The sequence below is a fragment of the Actinosynnema mirum DSM 43827 genome (assembly GCF_000023245.1).
Classification (GTDB): domain Bacteria; phylum Actinomycetota; class Actinomycetes; order Mycobacteriales; family Pseudonocardiaceae; genus Actinosynnema; species Actinosynnema mirum.
The window spans coordinates 1172491-1192491 of sequence record NC_013093.1; the positions used below are offsets into that span (position 1 = coordinate 1172491).

The window sequence follows — 20001 nt, forward strand, 5'->3', positions numbered from 1 at the left end:
ACTCCTCAGCGGTCCGCGACGCGACCCGCCGCCACTTCCAGGCGGCGGGTCGTTCGCATCGTGGCGAGCATCCTGCGGTCGTGGGTGACCAGGAGCAGGGTGCCGGTGAAGCTCTCCAGCGCCGACTCCAGCTGCTCGATCGCGGGCAGGTCGAGGTGGTTCGTCGGCTCGTCCAGCACCAGCAGGTTCACCCCGCGCGCCTGGAGCAGCGCGAGCGCCGCGCGGGTGCGCTCGCCCGGTGACAGCGACGCGGCCGGGCGCAGCACGTGGTCCGCCTTCAGGCCGAACTTCGCCAGCAGCGTGCGCACCTCCGCCGACGGCAGGTCGGGCACCTCGGCGCCGAAGGCGTCGGCCAGCGGCAGCTCGCCCAGGAACAGCCCGCGCGCCTGGTCGACCTCGCCGACCACCACGCCCGGTCCCAGCGACGCCGACCCCTCGGCCAGCTCGACCCGGCCCAGCAGCGCGGCCAGCAGCGTCGACTTGCCCGCGCCGTTCGCCCCGGTGATCGCGACCCGGTCCGCCCAGTCCACCTGCAGGTCGACCGGCCCCAGCGTGAAGCCGCCGCGCCGCACGACCGCGCCGCGCAGCACCGCCACGACCGCGCCCGAGCGCGGGGCCGAGGCGATCTCCATCCGCAGCTCCCACTCCTTGCGGGGCTCCTCGACCACGTCCAGCCGCTCGATCAGCCGCTCGGTCTGCCTGGCCTTCGCGGCCTGCTTCTCGGTCGACTCGGAGCGGAACTTGCGGCCGACCTTGTCGTTGTCGGTGGACTTGCGCCGGGCGTTCTTCACGCCCTTCTCCATCCACGAGCGCTGCGTCCTGGCCCGCTCCTCCAGGTCCGAGCGCTTGTCCGCGTACTCCTCGTAGTCCTCGCGCGCGTGCCGCCGGGCGATCTCGCGCTCCTCCAGGTACGACTCGTACCCGCCGCCGTAGGACCGCACCTGGCCCTGCGCCAGGTCCAGCTCCACCACCCGAGTCACGGTGCGCGCCAGGAACTCCCGGTCGTGCGACACCAGCACCGCGCCCGCCCGCAACCCGGTGACGAACGCCTCCAGGCGCTCCAGCCCGTCCAGGTCGAGGTCGTTGGTCGGCTCGTCGAGCAGGAACACGTCGTACCGGCTCAGCAGCAGCGACGCCATGCCCGCCCGCGCCGCCTGCCCGCCGGACAGCGAGGTCATCGGCTGGTCCAGGTCCACGCCCAGCCCCAGCTCGGCGGCGACCTCCTCGGACCGCTCGGCCAGGTCCGCCCCGCCGAGCGCGAGCCACCGCTCCAGCGCCTCCGAGTACCCCTCGTCCACGCCCTCCGACAGCAGCTCGGTCAGCCGGTCCAGCTCCGCCTGGGCGTGCGCGACCCCGGTGCGGCGCGCCAGGAAGTCCCGCACCGTCTCATCCGGACGCCGCTCGGGCTCCTGCGGCAGGTGCCCCACCGTCGCGGACGCGGGGGAGAGGCGGATCACACCGGACTCGGCCGGGACGAGGCCCGCCAGGGTGCGCAGCAGCGTCGACTTGCCCGCGCCGTTCACCCCGACCAGACCGACCACGTCCCCCGGCGCGACCACCAGGTCCAGGCCGGAGAACAGCACGCGGTCGCCGTGCCCGGCGGCCAGGTCCTTGGCGACGAGAGTGGCGCTCATCGGCGAAAAACCCCTCAAGACGTGGGAAACGCCCCCCGACCTTGTGGTCGAGGGGCGTTCTCTCGGGGTGAGTGACGGGACTTGAACCCGCGACACCTGGGATCACAACCCAGTGCTCTACCGACTGAGCTACACCCACCATCACCGGGCTGGCCCGGCAGATGAAGCATACAGTGCCACACCGCCAAGCCTGAAATCGCCCCTATTTCACGCGGTCGGCGGGCGTCACGCCGTCCGCCGCGAGCAGTTCGGCGGCCACCGACTGCGCCTGCTCCGAGGTCGGGCCGGGCTGCGGCACGAACGCGGTGCGGCGGTAGTAGGCCAGCTCCCGGATGGACTCCTCGATGTCCGCGAGCGCCCGGTGCGCCAGGCCCTTGCCGGGCTGCGCGAAGTAGATGCGCGGGTACCAGCGCCTGCACAGCTCCTTGATGGACGACACGTCGACCATCCGGTAGTGCAGGTGCGCGTCCAGCTCCGGCATGTCGCGGGCGATGAAGCCCCGGTCCGTCGCGATCGAGTTGCCCGCCAGCGGCGCGGTGCGCGCGTCGGGCACCCACTCGCGGATGTAGGCGAGCACGAGCGCCTCGGCCTCGGCGAGCGTCGTCGTCGAGCGCCGGACCTCCTCCGTGAGGCCGGACTTGGCGTGCATCTTCACGACCACTTCCGGCATCGCGGCGAGCGCCTCGTCGTCGGCGTGGATGACCACGTCGACGCCCTCGCCGAGGACGTTCAGCTCCGCGTCGGTCACCAGCGCCGCGATCTCGATCAGGGCGTCGGAGCCCAGGTCCAGGCCGGTCATCTCGCAGTCGATCCACACCAGGCGATCCATCACCCCCCGAAGCCTAGTCGCCGCGCCCCGAGCGGACCGCCCGCTCGGGCGGTCGTCCACCTTGCGATTCCGTCACGCGTGGCGGGCGCGCCGGGTGATCGCGTCACGCGGGCGTGGGCGCGTCGCGCGGGCTCGGGGGCGCGACCGCCTTCCGCCGCACCGCCAGCGACAGCCCCGCGGCGGCCACCGAGAGCAGCCCGGCGGCGTACCAGGCGGGCGCGTAGTCGCCGAAGCCGTCGCGGACCAGGCCCGCGGCGGTCGCGGCGAGCGCGGCCCCGACCTGGTGCGAGGCGAACACCCAGCCGAACACCACGGCCCCCGACTCGCCGAACACCTCGCGGCACAGCGCCACGGTCGGCGGCACGGTGGCCACCCAGTCCAGCCCGTAGAAGACGATGAACACCAGCATCGACGGCTCCACGGAGTGGTGGAACAGCTGCGGCAGCAGCAGGAGCGACAGCCCGCGCAGCGCGTAGTAGGCGGTGAGCAGCAGGCGCGGGTCGACGCGGTCGGTGAGCCAGCCGGACAGCACGGTGCCCGCGACGTCGAACACGCCGACCAGCGCGAGCAGCCCGGCGGCCGTGGTGGTGGGCATCCCGTGGTCGTGCGCGGCGGGGATGAAGTGCGTGCCGACCAGGCCGTTCGTGGTGGCCCCGCAGATCGCGAACCCGCCCGCCAGGAACCAGAACGGGCCGGTGCGCGCGGCCGACGCGAGCGCGCCCAGCGCCCGCCGGGCGGCGCCGGTCGTGCGCTCGGGGCGCGGCACGACCTCGGTCCCGCCGTGCGGCGGCACGCCCAGGTCCGCCGGGTACTCGCGCAGGAGCAGCAGCGCGAGCGGCACCACGGCCAGCGCCGCGCCCGACACGACCAGCGACGCCACCCGCCACCCCGAGGACTCGGCGAGCGCGGCCACCACCGGCAGGAACACCAGCTGCCCGGTCGCGCCGCCCGCCGTGAGCACGCCGGTGACCAGGCCCCTGCGCCGCACGAACCACCGGTTGGTGATGGTGGCCACGAACGCCAGCGCCATCGAGCCGGACCCGATGCCGATCATCAGGCCCCAGAGCAGGACCAGGTGCCAGCTCGCGGACGCCAGCGTGGACAGCGCGCTGCCCGCCGCGACCAGCGCCAGCGCGCCCGCCACGACCCGCCGCACGCCCAGCTGCTCCATCAGCGCGGCGGCGAACGGCGCGGTCAGGCCGTAGAGCAGCAGGTTCACCGACACGGCGAACCCGATCGAGCCGGTGGACCAGCCGAACTCCCGCTGCAGCGGCTCGATCAGCGCTCCGGGGGCCGCGCGGAACGCGGCGGCGCCGACGAGCGCGGTGAAGGCGACGGCGGCGACCACCCACGCCTGGTTCTGCCTGGTGCGGATCACGCGGTAAGCGTGCGCCCCTTGGGCGGGCCCGCAGAAGTGGCCGGCGGGCCATCATGTGCAAACATCCGGCCATGTCACCCCACCGCGTGGTCGTGCTCGTGCTGCCGGACGTGGTCGCGTTCGACCTCGGCGTCCCCGGCCAGATCTTCGGCGGCGCCCGCGACGCGGCGGACCGGAGGCTCTACCGGGTCGACGTGTGCACCCCCGGTAGCGCGCCGGTGCGCTCGGCCTCAGGGTTCACCGTCACCGCCGACCGGGGCCTCGACCTGCTCGGCGAGGCGGACACCGTCGTGGTGCCGGGCGTGCACGACCGCGCGCTGATCGACCGGGGCGAGCTGCCCGACGGGGTCGGCGAGGCGCTGCGGGCGGCGTCCGCGCGGGGCGCGCGCGTGATGTCCATCTGCACCGGCGCGTTCGCGCTCGCCGCCGCCGGGCTGCTCGACGGCAGGCGCGCCACCACGCACTGGCTGCACGCCGAGGAGTTCCGCCTGCTGTTCCCCCCGGTCGAGCTGGACCCCGGTGTGCTGTTCGTGGACTGCGGCGACGTGCTCACCTCGGCGGGCGTGGCGGCGGGCATCGACCTGTGCCTGCACGTGGTGCGCGCGGACCACGGCAGCGAGGTCGCGAACCGGGCGGCCAGGCGCAGCGTGGTGCCGTCGTGGCGGCCGGGTGGTCAGGCCCAGTTCATCGACCGCCCGCTGCCCGCCGCGGGCGACGCGTCGACCGCGCCCGTGCGCGCGTGGGCGCTGGAGCACCTCGACGAGCCGCTGGACCTGCGCGCGCTGGCCGGGCGGGCGCGGATGAGCGTGCGCACGTTCACCCGGCGCTTCCGCGAGGAGACCGGCGCGAGCCCTGGCGAGTGGCTGCTGCGGCAGCGGGTCGACCGGGCGCGCAGGCTGCTGGAGACCACGGACCTGCCGGTGGACCAGGTCGCCAGGCACGCCGGGTTCGGCACCGGAGCCGCGCTGCGCCAGCGGTTCGCCGCCGCGCTCGGGGTGTCCCCGAGCGGTTACCGGACCACGTTCCGCTCCGCCGGGTGATGCCCGATTCGGTTTGCTTTCACCCGAAAGGCTCCTTGCTTGCCGGGTAATTCCGAGCAGAATCGCGGATCAACGGGCAACAACGGAGGTAAACGGGCATGTACGCGGCGGAGCGGCACGCCCTGCTGGCGCAGCGGGCGCGGCGGGACGGCAGGGTCGACGTCAGCGACATGGCCGAGGAGCTCGGCGTCGCCCCCGAGACCATCCGGCGCGACCTGGGCGTCCTGGAGCGCCAGGGCCTGGTCCGCCGGGTCTACGGCGGCGCGGTCGCCGTCGACCGGCTCGACGTCGAACCGGGCGTCGCCCAGCGCGACCGCACCAACGCCGCCGAGAAGGACCGCATCGCCCGCGCGGCGCTCGACCACCTGCCCGAGCGCGGCTCGGTCCTGCTGGACGCGGGCACCACCACCGCCCGCCTCGCCGCGCTCCTGCCGACAGACCGGGAGCTGACCGTCATCACCAACTCGGTGCCCATCGCCACCGCCGTCGCCGCCCGCCCCAACGCGACCCTGCACCTGCTCGGCGGCCGGGTCAGGGGGGCCACCCTCGCCTCCGTCGAGTCCTGGGCGCTGGACGCGCTCGAAGGGCTGCTCGTGGACGTGGTGTTCCTCGGCGCCAACGGGTTCTCCGCCCAGCGCGGCTGCACCACCCCCGACCTCGCGGAGGCCGCCGTGAAGACCGCGATGGTCTCCGCCGCGCGCAGGCGCGTGCTGCTGGCCGACCACGGCAAGCACGGGACCGACCAGCTCAGCCGGTTCGCCAAGCTCTCCGACCTGGACGTCCTGATCAGCGACAGCGGCCTGGACCGGGCGGCGGCGCGCGAGCTGGAGTCCGAGGGCCCCTCGGTGGTGCTGGCGTGATCGTCACCGTCACCCCCAACCCCAGCCTGGACCGCACCGCCGCCATCGGCGCGCTCACCAGGGGCGAGGTGCTGCGCGCCTCGTCCGTGCGCCTGGAGCCCGGCGGCAAGGGCGTCAACGTGGCCCGCGCGCTCACCGCCGCGGGCGCGGACGCCGTGGCCCTGCTGCCGGTGGGCGGCGCGTCCGGGCGGCTCCTGCTCGACCTGCTCGGCGAGGTCCCCGCCGTCCCCGTCCCGGTGGCGGGCCACACCCGCGCCAACACCGCGCTGGTCGAGGCGGACGGCACCACCACCAAGATCAACGAACCGGGTCCCGAGCTGTCCGCCGCCGAGGTCGACGCGCTCGTCGGGCAGGCCGCGCGGCTGTGCGCGGACGCCGACTGGCTGGTGTGCTGCGGCAGCCTGCCGCCCGGCGCGCCCGCCGACCTGTACGCCCGCCTCGCCGCAGGCTCCGGCCGGGCGCGCGTCGCCGTCGACAGCTCCGGCGCGCCGCTCGCCCACGCGGGCCCCGTCGACCTGCTCGCCCCGAACCACGCCGAACTGGCCGAGCTGGCGGGCGCCGGGCTGCCCACGCTCGGCGCGGTCCTCGGCTTCTCGCGCGCGCTGCTCGCCGACGGCGTCGGCGCGGTGCTGGTCACCCTCGGCGCGCACGGCGCGCTGCTGGTCGACCCCCGAGGCGCGCACCACGCGATCGCCCCGCCCACCACCGTCCGCAGCACGGTCGGCGCCGGGGACGCGGCGCTCGCCGGGTTCCTGCGCGCAGGCGGCGGCGGACCGGACGCGCTGCGCGCCGCGGTCGCCTACGGCACGGCGGCGGTGGCCGCCGAGGGAAGCCGGATGCCCGGCCCCACCGAGGTGCACCCGGACGCGGTGCGCCTCGTCGACGTCGACGAGAACCTCACCCTCAGCGGAGGCGCACCATGACCGAACTCATCACAGCCGACCTGGTCGACCTCGACCTCGCGCCCAGCTCGCGCGAGGCGGTCGTGCGCGCCCTCGCGGAGCGGCTCGTGGCGGCGGGCCGCGTCACCGACCTGGACCTGTTCCTCGCCGACGTCGCCGCCCGCGAGGCGCAGATGCCGACCGGCCTCGAAGGCGGCATCGGCATCCCGCACTGCCGCTCGGCCGCCGTCACCGCGCCCACGCTCGCGTTCGGCCGCAGCGCGGCGGGCGTCGACTTCGGCGCCCCGGACGGCCCCGCGCACCTGGTGTTCCTGATCGCCGCGCCCGAGGGCGGCGGCACCGACCACATGAAGGTGCTCGCCGCGCTCGCCCGCAGGCTGGTGCGCGCCGAGTTCACCACCACCCTGCGCGAGGCCACCGACGCCGAGCAGCTCGCGGCCTACGTCCGGACCGAGGTCGCGCCGTGAAGTTCGTCGCGATCACCGCGTGCCCCACGGGCATCGCGCACACCTACATGGCCGCCGAGTCGCTGGAGCAGGCGGCGAAGGCGTCGGGCGACGAGATCGTCGTCGAGACGCAGGGCTCCGCGGGCTCCGACCCGCTGCCCGAGGAGGCCATCGCCTCGGCCGACGCGGTCATCCTGGCCGCCGACGTCGCGGTGTCCGGCCGCGACCGGTTCGCCGGGCTGCCGGTGGTGGAGGCCACGGTCAAGCAGGCCATCAGCGGCGCCGCCGGCCTGCTGGAGCGGGCCAGGGCCGCAGCCGCCGGGGGCGAGCGGGAACCCGCCGCCTCCGCCGACCCGGCCGGGCCCGCGCTGACCAGCAAGGCCAAGCCCGGCGACGGGGTCGGCACCCGGCTGCGCCAGTGGCTGATGACCGGCGTCAGCTACCTCATCCCGTTCGTCGCGGCGGGCGGTCTGCTCATCGCGCTCGGCTTCGCCCTCGGCGGCTACGACGTCACCGACGCGCCGCCCGTCACCGAGCACTTCGACCCGGCCAGCATCGCCAGCTGGGGCGCGCTCAGCCAGCAGACCGGCGCGCTCGCGTTCGGGTTCCTGGTGCCGGTGCTCGCGGGCTTCATCGCGTTCGCCATGGCCGACCGGCCCGCCATCGCGCCCGGCTTCGTCGGCGGCGCGGTCGCCTCGGCGACCGGCGCGGGCTTCCTCGGCGGCCTCGTCGCGGGTCTCCTCGCGGGCGCGGTCGTGCTGGGGCTCAAGCGCGTCAAGGTGCCGAAGTGGATGGCCGGGGTCATGCCGGTCGTGGTCTACCCGCTGCTCGGGTCGGCCGCCGTCGGCGTCCTCATGTACCTCGTGGTGGGCAAGCCGGTCGCGGCGGCGACGACCGGGTTGACCAACTGGCTCGGCGGGCTCACCGGCACCAGCGCCGTCCTGCTCGGCGCCCTGCTCGGCCTGATGATGGCGTTCGACATGGGCGGCCCGGTCAACAAGGCCGCCTACACGTTCGCCATCGGCGGCCTCACCACCGACGCCCAGGCGTCGCTGGAGATCATGGCCGCCGTGATGGCGGCGGGCATGGCGCCGCCGCTCGCGCTGGCGCTGGCCACGGCCGTGCGCGGCGCCCTGTTCACCCCGGTCGAGCGGGAGAACGGGCGCGCCGCGTGGCTGCTCGGCGCGTCGTTCATCACCGAGGGCGCGATCCCGTTCGCCGCCGCCGACCCGCTGCGGGTCATCCCGCCGCTCATGCTCGGCTCCGCCGTCACGGGCGCGATGTCCATGGGCCTCGGCGCGACGCTGCGCGCCCCGCACGGCGGCCTGTTCGTGATCGGCTTCATCGGCGGGCCGCTGCAGTTCCTGCTGTCCCTGCTGGTCGGCACGCTCGTGTCCGCCGCCGCCGTGGTGCTGCTCAAGCAGTTCACGGGCGCAGCAAGAACGGCCTGAGCAGGTCCGGGACGGCCTCGTCGGCGACGGCGAGGCCGTCCGCCTCGCCGACGTCCACCACGGCGTAGTGCCCGTCGCCCGCCGCCGTCGTGGCCACCACGGTCACCAGGCCCGCGCGGCGCTGGAAGAACGTCCGGCGCACCCGCCAGCCGATGATCCCGGTGCGCTGCAGCGCCACCGTCTCCCGCAGCAGCGAACCCGACCGCACCACCAGGTAGCGATCGGTCAGCGCGTGCCCCAGCGAGCGGTAGCGGTCCCAGCCGACCAGCGCGGCCAGCGGCACCAGCGGCAGCGCCGCCTGCCAGGCCCACGACGGGGCCCACACCACCAGCGCGGCCACCAGCACCAGCGCCGGTCCCACCGCGCGCACCACGCGCCTGCGCAGCGCCGCGGCCGGGTGCCCGCGCAGCGGCGCGGTCGTCGGCGGCGCCTCGACCCGCAGCACCTCGCTCGTCACCCGGTGCGCCTCGGCGCGCGGGGCCGGTGGCAGCAGCAGGCTGCTCTCGCCCTTGCTGCCCAGACCGGTGGTCACCGCGACCGCCTTCGCGCCGCGACCGGCCCGCAGCAGCAGCGCCTCCTGCACCTCCACGCCGCGCAACCGCTGCTCGGCCAGCGACACCGAGCGCGTCGTCAGCAGCCCCCGCCGCACCCGGACCGTGCCGTTCGGCTCGCGGGTCAGCCGGTAGCCCCAGAACTGGAGCACGTACAGCAGCAGCGCGCCCAGCGTCGACAGCACCGCCACCACCAGCACCGACACCGCGATGGTCTGCGCGAGCGGCTGCCCGACCACCCAGTGCGCGGCGTCCACCGCCGGGTCCAGCACCTCGATGTCCAGCTCGCGGGCGAAGTTCACCACCACGCCGAACAGCGCGCCGATGCCGACCAGGCCGGACAGGGTCAGCGGGGCGTAGCGCAGCCAGCGGACGTCCAGCTCGGCCAACGTCGTGCCGGGCTCCACCGGTCGCGGGCCCTCGTCGGGCGACCGCCCGGTTCGCGGGGCGTGGTCGAGCAGCAGCACGCGCAACCGCTCGCCCTCCGCCGACGTGACCGCGTCCAGCGTCAGGCCGTCCTCGCCGGGCTGGTCGCGGCTGCCCGTGCCCAGCCTGACGGCGGACAGGCCGAACAGGCGGTGGCCCAGCTTCGCGGTCAGGTCGACGCTGCGGATGCGGTCGCGCGGCACCGCGAGGCGCTTGCGCACGAACAGGCCGGTGCGCAGCTCGACCTGCTCCGGGGTGATCCGGTAGCGGGTGGTGACCCAGTTCAGCACGCCCAGCGCGACCACCAGGACCACGACGGCGATGCTCACGCCGACCCGCCAGCCGTCGCCGTTGCCCAGCACCAGCAGGCCGATCAGCACCGGGACCAGGCCGATGATCTCGTTGAGCGGGCGGACCACGACCATGCGCGCGTCCAGCCGGTGCCAGTCGACGACGAGCTCGTCGTTCAGCTCGGGGGCGGTGGGGTAGGCGGGGAGGGGGTGGTCGGCTTGCGGCGCAAGGGCTTGGGGCGCAGGGGTTTGAGGCATCGGGACTTGCGGTGCTTCGGCTTGGGGCGCAGGGGTTCCCGGCACGGCGATCTGCGGTGCGGGCTGCTGCGGTCCGCGCTCGTCCGGCGCCGTCACGTCGCGTCACCCGGCGTGGCCTGCGTCGTCGAGGTCAGCTCCTCGGCCAACCGCACCGCCTCGGCGTGGTCCAGACCCGCGATCTCCACCGGCCCCGCCGCCGACGCCGTGGTCACGGTCACCGTCGACAGGCGCAGCAGCTGCTGGAGCGGCCCGCGCTTGGTGTCCACGGTCTGGATGCGCGAGACCGGCGCGATCCGCCACTCCTGGGTCACCCAGCCGGACAGCGTGTACACCGCCTCCGGCGTGGCCTCCCAGCGGTGCACGCGGTACCGCCACCGGGGCATCACCAGCGTGTGCGCCACGCCCACGACGACCGTGGCCACCAGGCCGGCGATCTGCCACGGCGACGCGTCCGACACCAGGAAGTAGGGGACCAGCTGGATCGCCAGCAGCACCAGCCACCCGATCGCCGCGTCCAGGGTCCAGAGGGTGATCGCCCTGCGGCTGACCCGGTTCCGGGGCGCGCGCAGGCGCAACACTTCGGTGCTCACTCACTCACTGTGCCCGAAGGACCGGGGTCGCGTCACACGACCCCGGCCGGTGAGCGGGTGCTCAGGGCTCGATGGAGTAGGGCGGGGTGAAGGTGTCCTCGATCGCGGAGGCGTTGACCGCGGGGCTCGCGCTCGCCGCGACGGCCGCGACCACGCCGAAGGACGCGCAGAGAGCGGCGACCGCGAGGATTCTGCGGAGAGAGTTAACAACCATCGTCAAGCTCCGTTCGCTCGGTGGCACCGCGGCCCGCGGCAGCGGTACGCGGCCCTGGGACGCAGGGGAGGCAAACGTCCTCGCGGAGCATGGCACACATGGCGGCGCGCGCTCACCCCCGAGTTCCGCCCGATCACGCTCCGAGTTCGCGCTTGAGGACCTTGCCGGTGGCGTTGCGGGGCAGTTCCGGGCGGAAGACGACGGCGCGCGGCACGGCGAACCGGGCGAGCTCCGCCCGCACCCGCGCCAGCACCGCCTCCTCGTCCGGGCCGTCGTCGTCCTTGACCACGTGGGCCACCAGCCGCTGCCCGAACCGCTCGTCCGGCACGCCCACCACGGCCACCTCGCGCACGCCGGGCATAGCGGAGATCACGTCCTCGACGGCCGAGGGGTGGACGTTCTCGCCGCCGGAGACGACCATCTCGTCGTCCCGGCCGACGACGAACAGCAGCCCGTCGACGACCCGGCCGAGGTCCCCGGTGGGCAGCAGCCCGCGCACCCGGTCCCGGCCCTCGGCGTGGGTGTAGCCGTCGAACAGCATGGCGTTGCCCGCGAAGATCCGGCCGGTCCCGCCTGGGGGAACGGGGTCGCCGTGCTCGTCGAGGATCTCCAGGACGGTGCCGGGCGGTGGCTTCCCGGCGGTGGTCGGGTGCGCGGCCAGCTCGTCCGGGCGGGCGACGGTGACCCAGGAGACCTCGGTGGAGCCGTAGAGGTTGTGCAGCGCGGGGCCGGTGCGGCGCAGGCAGTCCCGGACCACGCGCGGCGGCAGCGCGGAACCGCTGGACGCGATCACCCTGGGGGAGGGGAGGGGGTCGTTCACCTCCAGGAGGCGCTGGAGCTGGACGGGGACGGTGAACAGGGCGTCGCACCCGCGCAGGTCCTCGGCCAGGGCTTCGGGGGTCGGGTGGCGGCGCAGGACGAGCGTGCCGCCGAGCACGAGGGCGAGCTGGAACGCGGCGAAGCCCCAGGTGTGGAACAGCGGGGCGGGGATCGCGCAGACGTCGCCGTGCCGCAGGGGGATGCGCGAGAACAGCGCCGCGGCGGGCGCGAGACTCGGCGGCTCGGGGCGACGGGCGCCCTTCGCGGGACCCGAGGTGCCGGAGGTGAGCACGATGACGTGACTGCGGCTCGTGCGGGCGGGGAGGGGTGTGGGGGTGGCGCGGAGGTCGTCGAGGGTGGTGCGGGGGTGGCTGCCGGTTCCGCCGGGCAGGCAGGCTGACGCCGCCGCTTCACCGACCTCCGCACGCCCGCCCACGTGCCCGGCTCGCGCACTTCCGCACGCCTGCTCGGCCTGCGCATTTCTGCCCACGTTCTCACCGTCATCCGGCCAGGCCGTGACGCGGATGATCCCGCTGGGCGCGTCGCGCAGCGCTCCGTCGAACTCGGCGTCGGCGACCAGTGCCACCGGCTCCTGCTCCCGCAGCACCGCCACGAGCCGCGCCGGGCTCAACCCGCTGTTGAGCAGGACCACGTCGGCACCGAGCTTCGCGCACGCCGTGACGGTCTCCACGAACCCCCGGTGGTTGCGGCACAGCACGGCGACCCGCTGGTCACCGCGCACGCCGAGCGCGGCGAGCCCCGCCGCGAGCCGGGTCGTGCGCAGGTCGACCTCGGCGTAGGTCAGCGCGCCGAGGTCGTCCACCAGCGCGGTCCGGTCGGGGTGCCTCGCCGCGCCGGTGGCGTAGCCGAAGGGCAGGGTGACGCGCCAGCGCAGGTACGCGCCGAGCACGCCGAGCAACCGGTCCGGCCGCATGGGGCGCACCACGCCCGCGCGGACCAGGGTCGCCAGCGCCCGTGCTGCCGAGTAGGTGCCCATCGCTCGATGGTGGCATTACCTACCCGTGAGTAGGAAGAGGGTCAGGCTTCCGGGGTGTCGGAGGCGTTCACGACGGCGTCCCGCAGCGCGGCGCGCAGCCTGCCCACCTCCAGGGGGGTGAGCACGGCGGCCTCGCCGGGCGGCACGGTGACCACGACGTGCCCCTGGCTGACGAAGACGGTCATGTCACGGCGACGGGAAGCTATGTCGCGGCAGGCGATCTGCCACTCCTTACCTGTGCTCACAGGTTCCTACCTCCATATTCCTCGACGCGGGCGCTGCGGACGACCGGCGCGCGCCCATGCGGGCGCGCTGGACCGGCGGCGTGGCGAACGAGCGCCGGGCAGCCGTGTCGAGCCGTCCTTAGCGTCGCACGGTGCCTTCGGTCCTGTCCCCGAGAAGGGTGAAAACGACCAGACCGGAGCGTGCCGTGGCGACCCCGTTGCGTATCGGCTGTGCGTGAGAATGCGCTACTAGCTCTCACCTGTTCGGTGGATTATTGCACCCGAATGGTGGAGCGCGCTGTGTACGTACGGTGCAGCTGGGGCGTTCTTGAGGTCAGAGGCAGGAGCCGCTGTCCGGGGTGCCCCGCTCGGCGCTGATCAGCCGGTGCAGCAGCGCCTTGAGCAGGGCCGCCTCGACCGGGCTCAGGTCGGCCATGAACTCCGCCTCGACCGCCCCGTGCGCCACCGCGACGTCCCGCTGCACGGCGCGCCCCTGCTCGGTGATCGAGGGCGTGCGCACGCGGCGGTCGTTGGGGTCCGGCTTGCGCTCGACCAGGCCCGCCCGCTCCAGGCGGTCGAGCTCGGCGGTCAGCGTCGTCTTGTCCAGGCCGAGCATGTGGCCGAGCGAGAGCTGGGTGCGGGTGCAGCTGTGGCTCACGAGCGCCGTGAGGATGACCTGACCGCGGGTGCTGACGCCGTGCTTGACGGCGACCTCCTGCGCGGTCGCGTTCAGCTTCTGGGCGGCGCGGTGCAGCAGCCAGTTCAGGTCTTCGCCGCGGCTGTCGGTCTGGGGCGCGGTGAGGTCCATACCCGTGGATGGTACCCCCACGTTCGGATGATCCGCCCCGATATCTTCTTGACTCGGAACGTTTCTCCTCGTAACGTCTGCGACAGGAACTTCCGAGAGGGGATTGAAGTGCTGCTGCACATCGACACGAGCCTGCGCACCGAGGGTTCGGTGTCCAGGGAGGTCACCGCCGCGTTCGCCGAGGCCTGGCGGGAGGCCCACCCCGGCGCCGGGTACGCCTACCGCGACCTGGGCGTCGACCCGCTCCCGCACCTCGACGCGGCGGCGCTGGCCAGCCGGATGCGCGGCGAGGAGAGCCCGCTGGCGCGCGAGCTGGGCGCCGAGCTGGAGGCGGCGGACACCGTGCTCCTGGGCACCCCGATGTACAACTTCACGATCACGTCGTCGCTGAAGGCGTGGCTGGACTGGGTGACCCAGAGCTCGTACATGGCCGACCGCGAGACGGGCAGGGGCGCGCTGAGCGGCAAGCGCGTCGTCGTGGTGACCGCCAGAGGCGGCTCGTACGCGCCGGGCACCCCGAGGGAGGGCTTCGACTTCCAGGAGCCGTACCTGAAGGCGGCCTTCAGCTTGATCGGCCTCCACCACGACCTGGAGTTCGTCCACGCCGAGATGACCAACGCCAACCTGGTCCCGGACCTGGCCCAGTTCAAGGACCTGGCAGCCACGTCCCTGGCCGAGGCCCACCGCAACGCCCGCACCCTGGCAGCCGCCTAACCCCCCACCCCCACGCGGCCACCGCCGCCGCGCCGCCACCGCCACTGCCCGGCCACCGCCACCGCTTGGCGACCGCCACTGCCTGGCCGTGGCCACCGCCACCGCCTGGCCACCGCCACTGCCTGGCCGTGGCCACCGCCACCGCCTGGCCACCGCCACTGCCTGGCCGTGGCCACCGCCACCGCCTGGCCACCGCCACTGCCTGGCCGTGGCCACCGCCACCGCCTGGCCACCGCCACCGCCTGGCTGCGGCCACCGCCTGGCTGCGGCCACCGCCTGGCTGCGGCCACCGCCTGGCTGCGGCCACCGCCTGGCGACCGCCGTCGCCTGGCTGCCGCCCGTCGCGCAGTTGCCGCCGCGACTGTGGTTGCTGCCGCAGCCGCCACCCACCGCACGGCTGCGACCGCGGTTGCCACCCGCCGCCGTCCACCACCCCGGCTGCCCCTCAACTGCGGCTGCCACCGCAGTCACCGCCCGCCACCCGCCCGCCCGCCACCCGGCTGCCGCCTACTACCCGGCTGCCGCCTACTACCCGGCTGCCGCCTACTACCCGGCTGCCGCCTACTACCCGGCTGCCGCCTACTACCCGGCTGCCGCCTACTACCCGGCTGCCGCCTACTACCTACCCGGCTAACGCTGCCACCACGGCTAACGCTGCCACCACGGTTGCCGTCCACTGCGCGGCCACCGCTCACTACCCCGGCCGCTACCCGCCACCGCGCCTGCCAACCACCAGAACAGGCAGCCACCCCGCCCGCCCGTCGCTGCCCGCTGCCGCCCCCCGCCCACACCACTACCGCCTGTTTCTCCACCCGGCAGCCAGTCGCTCATGTCCACCAGTCCGCTGGCCACTTCTCCACTAGATCGCCAGTCAGTGCTGTCAGCCGCCAGCTGCCAGCCACAGAGCAGCCCTTCACCAGCCGCCATCCGCTCCTCGACCCGACCACCGGTCCGGTCTCCCCGCGACCAATCACCTGGTCGCCAATCACCAGGCCACCGGTTGCCGGGCTGCCGTTGCCGGGCCGCCGTCTCGCCACTCCGTCTGCCGCGCTGCCCAACACCGTCCTGCTGTCCACATCCCTTCATCTCTCCTGCCCTCTCCTGCCCTCTCCTGCGTCGCCTCGTCCGCGCCCTTCCTCATCGCGTCTCGTCCGCTCTCCGGACTTGGCGATATCACTGCTGGCCGCTGCCGCTACTGCTGGTGTTGCTGCTACTGCTGGTGGCGGTGTTACTGACCGCAGCCGCAACTCCCGAAGGAGGTGTCGAACAACCCCACAACTGAATGAACGCACCAACCTCCTTGCCCGATAAGGCATCCGGTGGTCCACCGGTCCTGATCCCGGTGTGGTGACAGCGGTTCACGACTGCGGGACCTGGGCGCATCGCCCATTGGTGTCAGTAGTGGCGCTGTCACACTGGGTGAGACCTCCGGGAGGTGCCATGTCCGAACCGATCACCGCGGTGCTCGTCCGGGCGGCGGAGTTGACCGCGAAGGGCTTGCCCTACAAGGCGATCGACCTGCTCCGCCCGGTGCTGGCGGTCAACCCGCGGCACGCGCAGGCGTGGTGCGAGCTGGCTGCCGCGCTCCTGGACGTCGACCAACCCGATCCCGCTCTGTCGGCCGCGAAGCGGGCGCTGGTGCTGGACGGCGACCACTCGTGGGCTCAGCGCTTGGCGGCGCTGGCGCTGAGCGAGCTGGGGCGGCACCGGGAGGCGGTGGTGTCGGCGCGGGAGTGCGTGCGGCGCAAGCCGGGGGACTGGCGCTGCCTGGTGGTGCTGGCCGACGTGTTAGCCGCCGCGCCGGACGGCAGGCGGGAGGCGGTGGCCGTGGCGCGGGAGGCGACGCGGCTCGCGCCGGAGCAGGCCAGGACGTTCCAGGTGCTCGGTGACGCGGCGCTGCGCGTGGGCGACTGGGACACCGCCGAGCACGCCTACCGCACCTCGCTGCGGCTGGACCCGGAGAACGAGGACGTCAGGGCCAACCTGGCCACGGCCTGGCGCAAGCGCGGCGGCAAACCCACCGCCTCGCCCGCGCACGAGTCGCTGACCAAGGCGCACGCCCTGCTCTGGTCCGCGCTCACCAGGCTGGCCGCGCTGCTGGCGGCGGGCGACCTCCTGCTGCTGCTGGCAGGAATGCCCAAGCCGACCCCGGCACTGGCCTACCTGGCGGCGGGGCTGGTGGGCGCGTGCGCGGTGACGGTCCTGACCGTGCTCTTCCGCGCCCGCAGGGGCACCCGCCGAGCACTCCTGGCGGTCCCACTGCACCGCCCGAAGGTGGCACTGGCAGGCGTGGCGTTCACCGCGTCGACCACCATCCTCGTGGTGTGGACGGCCGGCCTGTTCCTGGGCGCGACCACCATGCAACCCCTGGTCCTGTCCTGGATCTTCGCCGTCCTCGGCGGCGCGGTAGTCGTCCTGAGCGGCAACCACCGCTAACCCCAACCCGTCACCGCTAACCCCAACCCGCCAGCACCAGCACCAGCACCACGCAGCCCAACCCGGACCTGCCCCACCACCAGCCCTCAAGCACATCCGAGTCGCGCTGCCTTTGCACCGCCGCCGCACCGCCGCCCTGCCGCACCGCCGCCCTGCCGCACCGCCGCCGCCGCCGTACCGCCGCCGCCGCCGTACCGCCGCCCTGCCGCACCGCCGCCGCACCGCCGCCGCCGCCGTACCGCCGCCCTGCCGCACCGCCGCACCTCCCGAGCCGCGATGCCGCTCCCCCTGCCTCTAACCTGGGGTGAACAGGTCGTCGGCCAGTTCAACCAGCTCAACCAGTTCGGCCGGTTCAGCCGGGTTGGCCAGTTCGGTACCGGGAGGTGGGATGGTCCGCAGGGCTGTTCTGCTGGTTCTCGGGCTGGTCGCCGGTTACCTCTTCGCGAGTCCGATCGAGCACGTCGACCTCCGGCCCGCTCTCGCCGCCGTGTCGGCCGTCGCCGACGCCGCGCACCTGCCCGCCACCTCGCGGCCCACCGGGCACCCGGTCAAGCACGGTCCGGCCGGGCAGGTCGGGCAGCCGCTCGACGGGGTGCTGCCCGTCGTCCACCGGACTCCGGCGCCCCAGGCGCGGCCCGCCGCTGTCCACGCCGCGCACGTCGACCTCGCCCGCCGCGCCCAGGTCCCGCTCAACGGCCGCGCGCCCCCACCCGACCTCCGGTAACCGCACCCCCTCACCCCACCCCCTCACCCCACCCCCTCTCACCGGAGGCCACACCCATGCCGCGCCCAGCCGCGCGGCGGGAACTGCTCGTCCGGGGACTGCTGTCCCTGGGCGTTCTCGCCGCGTCCGCCTTCCTCCTGCTCACCACCGCCCCCCGCCTCGGCCTCGACCTGCGCGGCGGGACGCAGATCGTGCTCGAGACGCCCGACGGGAGCGCCTCCGAGGCCACCGACCGGGCCATGGAGGTGCTGCGCCGCCGCGTCGACGAGCTCGGCGTCGCCGAACCCGTGCTCGCCCGCTCCGGCGACCGCCGCATCGTGGTCGAGCTCCCCGGCGTCCAGGACCCGGCCGAGGCCGTCGAGGTCCTCGGGCGCACCGCGCAGCTCTCCGTCCACCCCGTCACCGGCGCCGGTGGCACGCCCTCCCCGGCCGGGATCGGCATCGCGCTCGGTGACACCGTCATGACCGGTGACGGCATCAAGAACGCCCAGGCCTCGCCCGCGCAGGGCGGCATCGGGTGGACCGTCGGCATCGAGTTCCAGGGCGACGCCCCCGCCGCCTGGCAGCGGGTCAGCGCCGAGGCGGCCTGCGCGCCACCGGGCGACCCGCGCAGGCAGATCGCGTTCCGGCTCGACGACGAGGTGATCTCCTCGCCGCAGGTCGACCCGTCCGTCGGCTGCGGCACCGGCATGATCGGCGGCAGCACGCAGATCACCGGCTCCTTCACCCAGGACGAGGCCGAGGACCTGGCGCTGGTGATCCGCTCCGGCGCGCTGCCCGTGCCGGTGGACGTGGTCGAGCAGCGCACCGTCGGCCCGACGCTCGGCGCCGAGGCCATCGACGCCAGCGCCCGCGCCGCGATCATCGGCGTCGCCCTGACCGGCCTGTTCCTCATCGGCGTGTACCGGCTCGCCGGCCTGGTCGCGGTGCTCGCCCTCGTCGCCTACGCCGCCGTGTCCTACGCCGCGCTCCTCGCGATCGGCGCCACCCTCACCCTGCCGGGCCTCGCCGGGTTCGTCCTCGCGGTCGGCATGGCCGTGGACGCGAACGTGCTGGTGTTCGAGCGCGCCCGCGAGGAGTTCGCCCGCCGCCGCCGGATGCCCCGCTCGGTCGACCTCGGGTTCCGGGGCGCGTTCAGCGCCGTCGCCGACTCGAACGCCACCACCCTGCTCGCCGCCGGACTGCTGTTCTGGCTGGCGGTCGGCCCGGTCAAGGGCTTCGGCGTGACGCTGTCCATCGGCGTCGTGGCCTCGCTGTTCAGCGCGCTCGTGCTCAGCCGCGTCCTGCTCCAGCTGATCATGCCGGTGCTGGAGCGCCGCCCGCGCTGGAGCGGCCTGCACGACCTCGGCCGGGTGCGCACCTGGCTGACCGGGCGCGGCATCGTGCTGTTCCGGCGCCCGACGCGCTGGCTGGTCGCCGCCGCGCTGATCGCGGTGGCCGCGCTGTCCGGCCTGGCCGTGCGCGGTCTCGACCTCGGCGTGGAGTTCACCGGCGGCCGGATGCTGGAGTTCACCGCCGCCTCCGTCGACACCGGCCGGGTGCGCGACGCGCTCGCCGACGCCGGTTTCCCGGACGCCGTGGTCGCCACCTCCGGCGACAGCGGCGTGTCGGTGCGCACCGGCCCGATCGACGAGGCCGCGTCCGCGCGGGTCGGCGAAGCCGTCGACCGCGCCACCGGCGGCGCGGAGCAGGTCGCCAACGAGCTGATCGGCCCCAGCCTCGGCGACGAGCTGCGCCGCAACGCGCTGATCGCGCTGGCCATCGCCGTGGCCGCGCAGCTGGCGTACCTCGCGTACCGCTTCGACTGGCGCCTCGGCCTGGCCACGGTGTCCGCGCTGGTCGCCGACGTGGTCGTGCTCGTCGGCGCGTTCGCCTGGATGGGGAAGACGGCGGACGGCGTGTTCCTGGCCTCGCTGCTCACCGTGATCGGCTACTCGGTCAACGACTCGGTCGTGGTGTTCGACCGGGTCCGCGAGCTGCGCAGGGCCGATCCGAGGCGCGACTACCCGGAGCTCGTCGGCAGCGCCGTGCTCCAGACCATCCCGAGGACGGTCAACACGGGCATCGGCGTCCTGTTCGTCCTGGCCGCGCTGCTCGTGCTCGGCGACGGCTCGCTCGCCGACTTCGCCACCGCCCTGCTGATCGGCCTGGTCGCGGGCACCGCGTCGACGATCGTCACGGCGGCCCCGATCGCGATCGCCCTGGACGGCCGGTGGGGACCGAACGCGGGCCGCGCGAAGCGCCCGACCCGCAAGCGCGACGTGAAGCAGGACGTGAAGCAGGACGTGAAGCGGAACGGCGAGCGGGACAAGGGGTGACCTGCCCACCGCGCACCGGTTGACCCCACCGGGCGCCCCATCGCCCGACCACGTGAGAGCCCCACCCGCAGCCCTGAACCACGCGGGTGGGG

At 74.5% G+C, this 20001-nt stretch carries 19 protein-coding genes and 1 tRNA gene; 10 read left to right on the forward strand and 10 right to left on the reverse strand.

What is annotated here, in order from left to right; all coding sequences use genetic code 11:
* Positions 1–5: 5 nt before the first annotated feature.
* The 4 genes from AMIR_RS05300 to AMIR_RS05315 form a co-directional block, all read right to left on the reverse strand.
* Positions 6–1634, reverse strand: a complete 1629-nt coding sequence (locus AMIR_RS05300) for an ABC-F family ATP-binding cassette domain-containing protein (protein ID WP_012783673.1) — start codon at positions 1632–1634, stop codon at positions 6–8.
* A 66-nt stretch (positions 1635–1700) separates the two neighbouring features.
* Positions 1701–1773: transfer RNA gene (locus AMIR_RS05305), tRNA-His, on the reverse strand.
* 63 nt (positions 1774–1836) lie between these two features.
* Positions 1837–2466, reverse strand: coding sequence for an oligoribonuclease (gene orn, locus AMIR_RS05310; RefSeq protein WP_041836592.1), 630 nt, complete (start codon positions 2464–2466; stop codon positions 1837–1839).
* A 100-nt stretch (positions 2467–2566) separates the two neighbouring features.
* Entirely contained in the window at positions 2567–3841 is a 1275-nt protein-coding gene (locus tag AMIR_RS05315; RefSeq protein ID WP_012783675.1) for an MFS transporter, read from the reverse strand.
* A gap of 71 nt (positions 3842–3912) precedes the next feature.
* Between AMIR_RS05315 and AMIR_RS05320 the strand changes: the two genes are divergently transcribed.
* From AMIR_RS05320 to AMIR_RS05340, 5 genes are all read left to right on the forward strand, one after another.
* A complete protein-coding gene (locus AMIR_RS05320) occupies positions 3913–4881 on the forward strand; it encodes a GlxA family transcriptional regulator (RefSeq protein ID WP_012783676.1) in 969 nt (322 codons plus the stop codon).
* 98 nt (positions 4882–4979) lie between these two features.
* Positions 4980–5741 (forward strand): DeoR/GlpR family DNA-binding transcription regulator, encoded by a 762-nt coding sequence (locus AMIR_RS05325; RefSeq protein WP_012783677.1) that lies wholly within the window; start codon positions 4980–4982, stop codon positions 5739–5741.
* Entirely contained in the window at positions 5738–6664 is a 927-nt protein-coding gene (locus AMIR_RS05330) for a 1-phosphofructokinase family hexose kinase (RefSeq protein WP_012783678.1), read from the forward strand. The genes AMIR_RS05325 and AMIR_RS05330 overlap by 4 nt, the downstream gene beginning before the upstream one ends.
* On the forward strand, positions 6661–7110 hold the full coding sequence (locus tag AMIR_RS05335; RefSeq protein WP_012783679.1) for a PTS sugar transporter subunit IIA: 450 nt from the start codon (positions 6661–6663) through the stop codon (positions 7108–7110). The genes AMIR_RS05330 and AMIR_RS05335 overlap by 4 nt, the downstream gene beginning before the upstream one ends.
* The gene (locus AMIR_RS05340; protein ID WP_012783680.1) at positions 7107–8540 is read left to right on the forward strand and encodes a PTS fructose transporter subunit IIC; all 1434 of its coding nucleotides are present in this window, start codon (positions 7107–7109) and stop codon (positions 8538–8540) included. The genes AMIR_RS05335 and AMIR_RS05340 overlap by 4 nt, the downstream gene beginning before the upstream one ends.
* Here the strand turns inward: AMIR_RS05340 and AMIR_RS05345 are convergent.
* From AMIR_RS05345 to AMIR_RS05365, 6 genes are all read right to left on the reverse strand, one after another.
* Complete coding sequence (locus AMIR_RS05345; RefSeq protein WP_012783681.1) at positions 8515–10065, reverse strand: PH domain-containing protein; 1551 nt, start codon at positions 10063–10065, stop codon at positions 8515–8517. The genes AMIR_RS05340 and AMIR_RS05345 overlap by 26 nt on opposite strands.
* A 92-nt stretch (positions 10066–10157) precedes the next feature.
* Complete coding sequence (locus AMIR_RS05350; protein WP_041836594.1) at positions 10158–10655, reverse strand: PH domain-containing protein; 498 nt, start codon at positions 10653–10655, stop codon at positions 10158–10160.
* Between the two features lie 61 nt (positions 10656–10716).
* Positions 10717–10869 carry a hypothetical protein gene (locus AMIR_RS40000; RefSeq protein ID WP_012783683.1) on the reverse strand — a complete coding sequence of 51 codons (153 nt, stop codon included), beginning with the start codon at positions 10867–10869 and terminating at the stop codon, positions 10717–10719.
* Between the two features lie 133 nt (positions 10870–11002).
* Positions 11003–12685 (reverse strand): AMP-binding protein, encoded by a 1683-nt coding sequence (locus AMIR_RS05355; RefSeq protein ID WP_012783684.1) that lies wholly within the window; start codon positions 12683–12685, stop codon positions 11003–11005.
* A 41-nt stretch (positions 12686–12726) separates the two neighbouring features.
* On the reverse strand, positions 12727–12930 hold the full coding sequence (locus tag AMIR_RS05360; RefSeq protein WP_012783685.1) for a hypothetical protein: 204 nt from the start codon (positions 12928–12930) through the stop codon (positions 12727–12729).
* A 313-nt stretch (positions 12931–13243) separates the two neighbouring features.
* Entirely contained in the window at positions 13244–13717 is a 474-nt protein-coding gene (locus AMIR_RS05365; RefSeq protein WP_084798807.1) for a MarR family winged helix-turn-helix transcriptional regulator, read from the reverse strand.
* A gap of 108 nt (positions 13718–13825) precedes the next feature.
* On the opposite strand from AMIR_RS05365, the gene AMIR_RS05370 reads away from it, so the two are divergent.
* The 5 genes from AMIR_RS05370 (at position 13826) to secD (ending at position 19909) form a co-directional block, all read left to right on the forward strand.
* Positions 13826–14431, forward strand: a complete 606-nt coding sequence (locus AMIR_RS05370) for an FMN-dependent NADH-azoreductase (protein ID WP_012783687.1) — start codon at positions 13826–13828, stop codon at positions 14429–14431.
* 208 nt (positions 14432–14639) lie between these two features.
* Positions 14640–15065 (forward strand): hypothetical protein, encoded by a 426-nt coding sequence (locus tag AMIR_RS38790; protein WP_143760643.1) that lies wholly within the window; start codon positions 14640–14642, stop codon positions 15063–15065.
* An 806-nt stretch (positions 15066–15871) separates the two neighbouring features.
* Entirely contained in the window at positions 15872–16867 is a 996-nt protein-coding gene (locus AMIR_RS05375; RefSeq protein WP_012783689.1) for a tetratricopeptide repeat protein, read from the forward strand.
* A gap of 388 nt (positions 16868–17255) precedes the next feature.
* Positions 17256–17591 (forward strand): hypothetical protein, encoded by a 336-nt coding sequence (locus AMIR_RS05380; RefSeq protein ID WP_012783690.1) that lies wholly within the window; start codon positions 17256–17258, stop codon positions 17589–17591.
* Positions 17592–17647: 56 nt separating this feature from the next.
* Positions 17648–19909, forward strand: a complete 2262-nt coding sequence (gene secD / locus AMIR_RS05385) for a protein translocase subunit SecD (RefSeq protein WP_012783691.1) — start codon at positions 17648–17650, stop codon at positions 19907–19909.
* The last annotated feature ends 92 nt before the right edge of the window (positions 19910–20001 follow it).

Excerpts from the sequence above, each read along its gene's own strand:
- AMIR_RS05300 (WP_012783673.1), bottom strand. The coding sequence starts at position 1,634 with ATGAGCGCCACTCTCGTCGCCAAGGACCTGGCCGCCGGGCACGGCGAC.
- AMIR_RS05320 (WP_012783676.1), top strand. The coding sequence starts at position 3,913 with ATGTCACCCCACCGCGTGGTCGTGCTCGTGCTGCCGGACGTGGTCGCG.
- AMIR_RS05325 (WP_012783677.1), top strand. The coding sequence starts at position 4,980 with ATGTACGCGGCGGAGCGGCACGCCCTGCTGGCGCAGCGGGCGCGGCGG.
- AMIR_RS05335 (WP_012783679.1), top strand. The coding sequence starts at position 6,661 with ATGACCGAACTCATCACAGCCGACCTGGTCGACCTCGACCTCGCGCCC.
- AMIR_RS05345 (WP_012783681.1), bottom strand. The coding sequence starts at position 10,065 with ATGCCTCAAACCCCTGCGCCCCAAGCCCTTGCGCCGCAAGCCGACCAC.
- AMIR_RS40000 (WP_012783683.1), bottom strand. The coding sequence starts at position 10,869 with ATGGTTGTTAACTCTCTCCGCAGAATCCTCGCGGTCGCCGCTCTCTGC.
- AMIR_RS05355 (WP_012783684.1), bottom strand. The coding sequence starts at position 12,685 with ATGGGCACCTACTCGGCAGCACGGGCGCTGGCGACCCTGGTCCGCGCG.
- AMIR_RS05365 (WP_084798807.1), bottom strand. The coding sequence starts at position 13,717 with ATGGACCTCACCGCGCCCCAGACCGACAGCCGCGGCGAAGACCTGAAC.
- AMIR_RS05375 (WP_012783689.1), top strand. The coding sequence starts at position 15,872 with ATGTCCGAACCGATCACCGCGGTGCTCGTCCGGGCGGCGGAGTTGACC.
- AMIR_RS05380 (WP_012783690.1), top strand. The coding sequence starts at position 17,256 with ATGGTCCGCAGGGCTGTTCTGCTGGTTCTCGGGCTGGTCGCCGGTTAC.
- secD (WP_012783691.1), top strand. The coding sequence starts at position 17,648 with ATGCCGCGCCCAGCCGCGCGGCGGGAACTGCTCGTCCGGGGACTGCTG.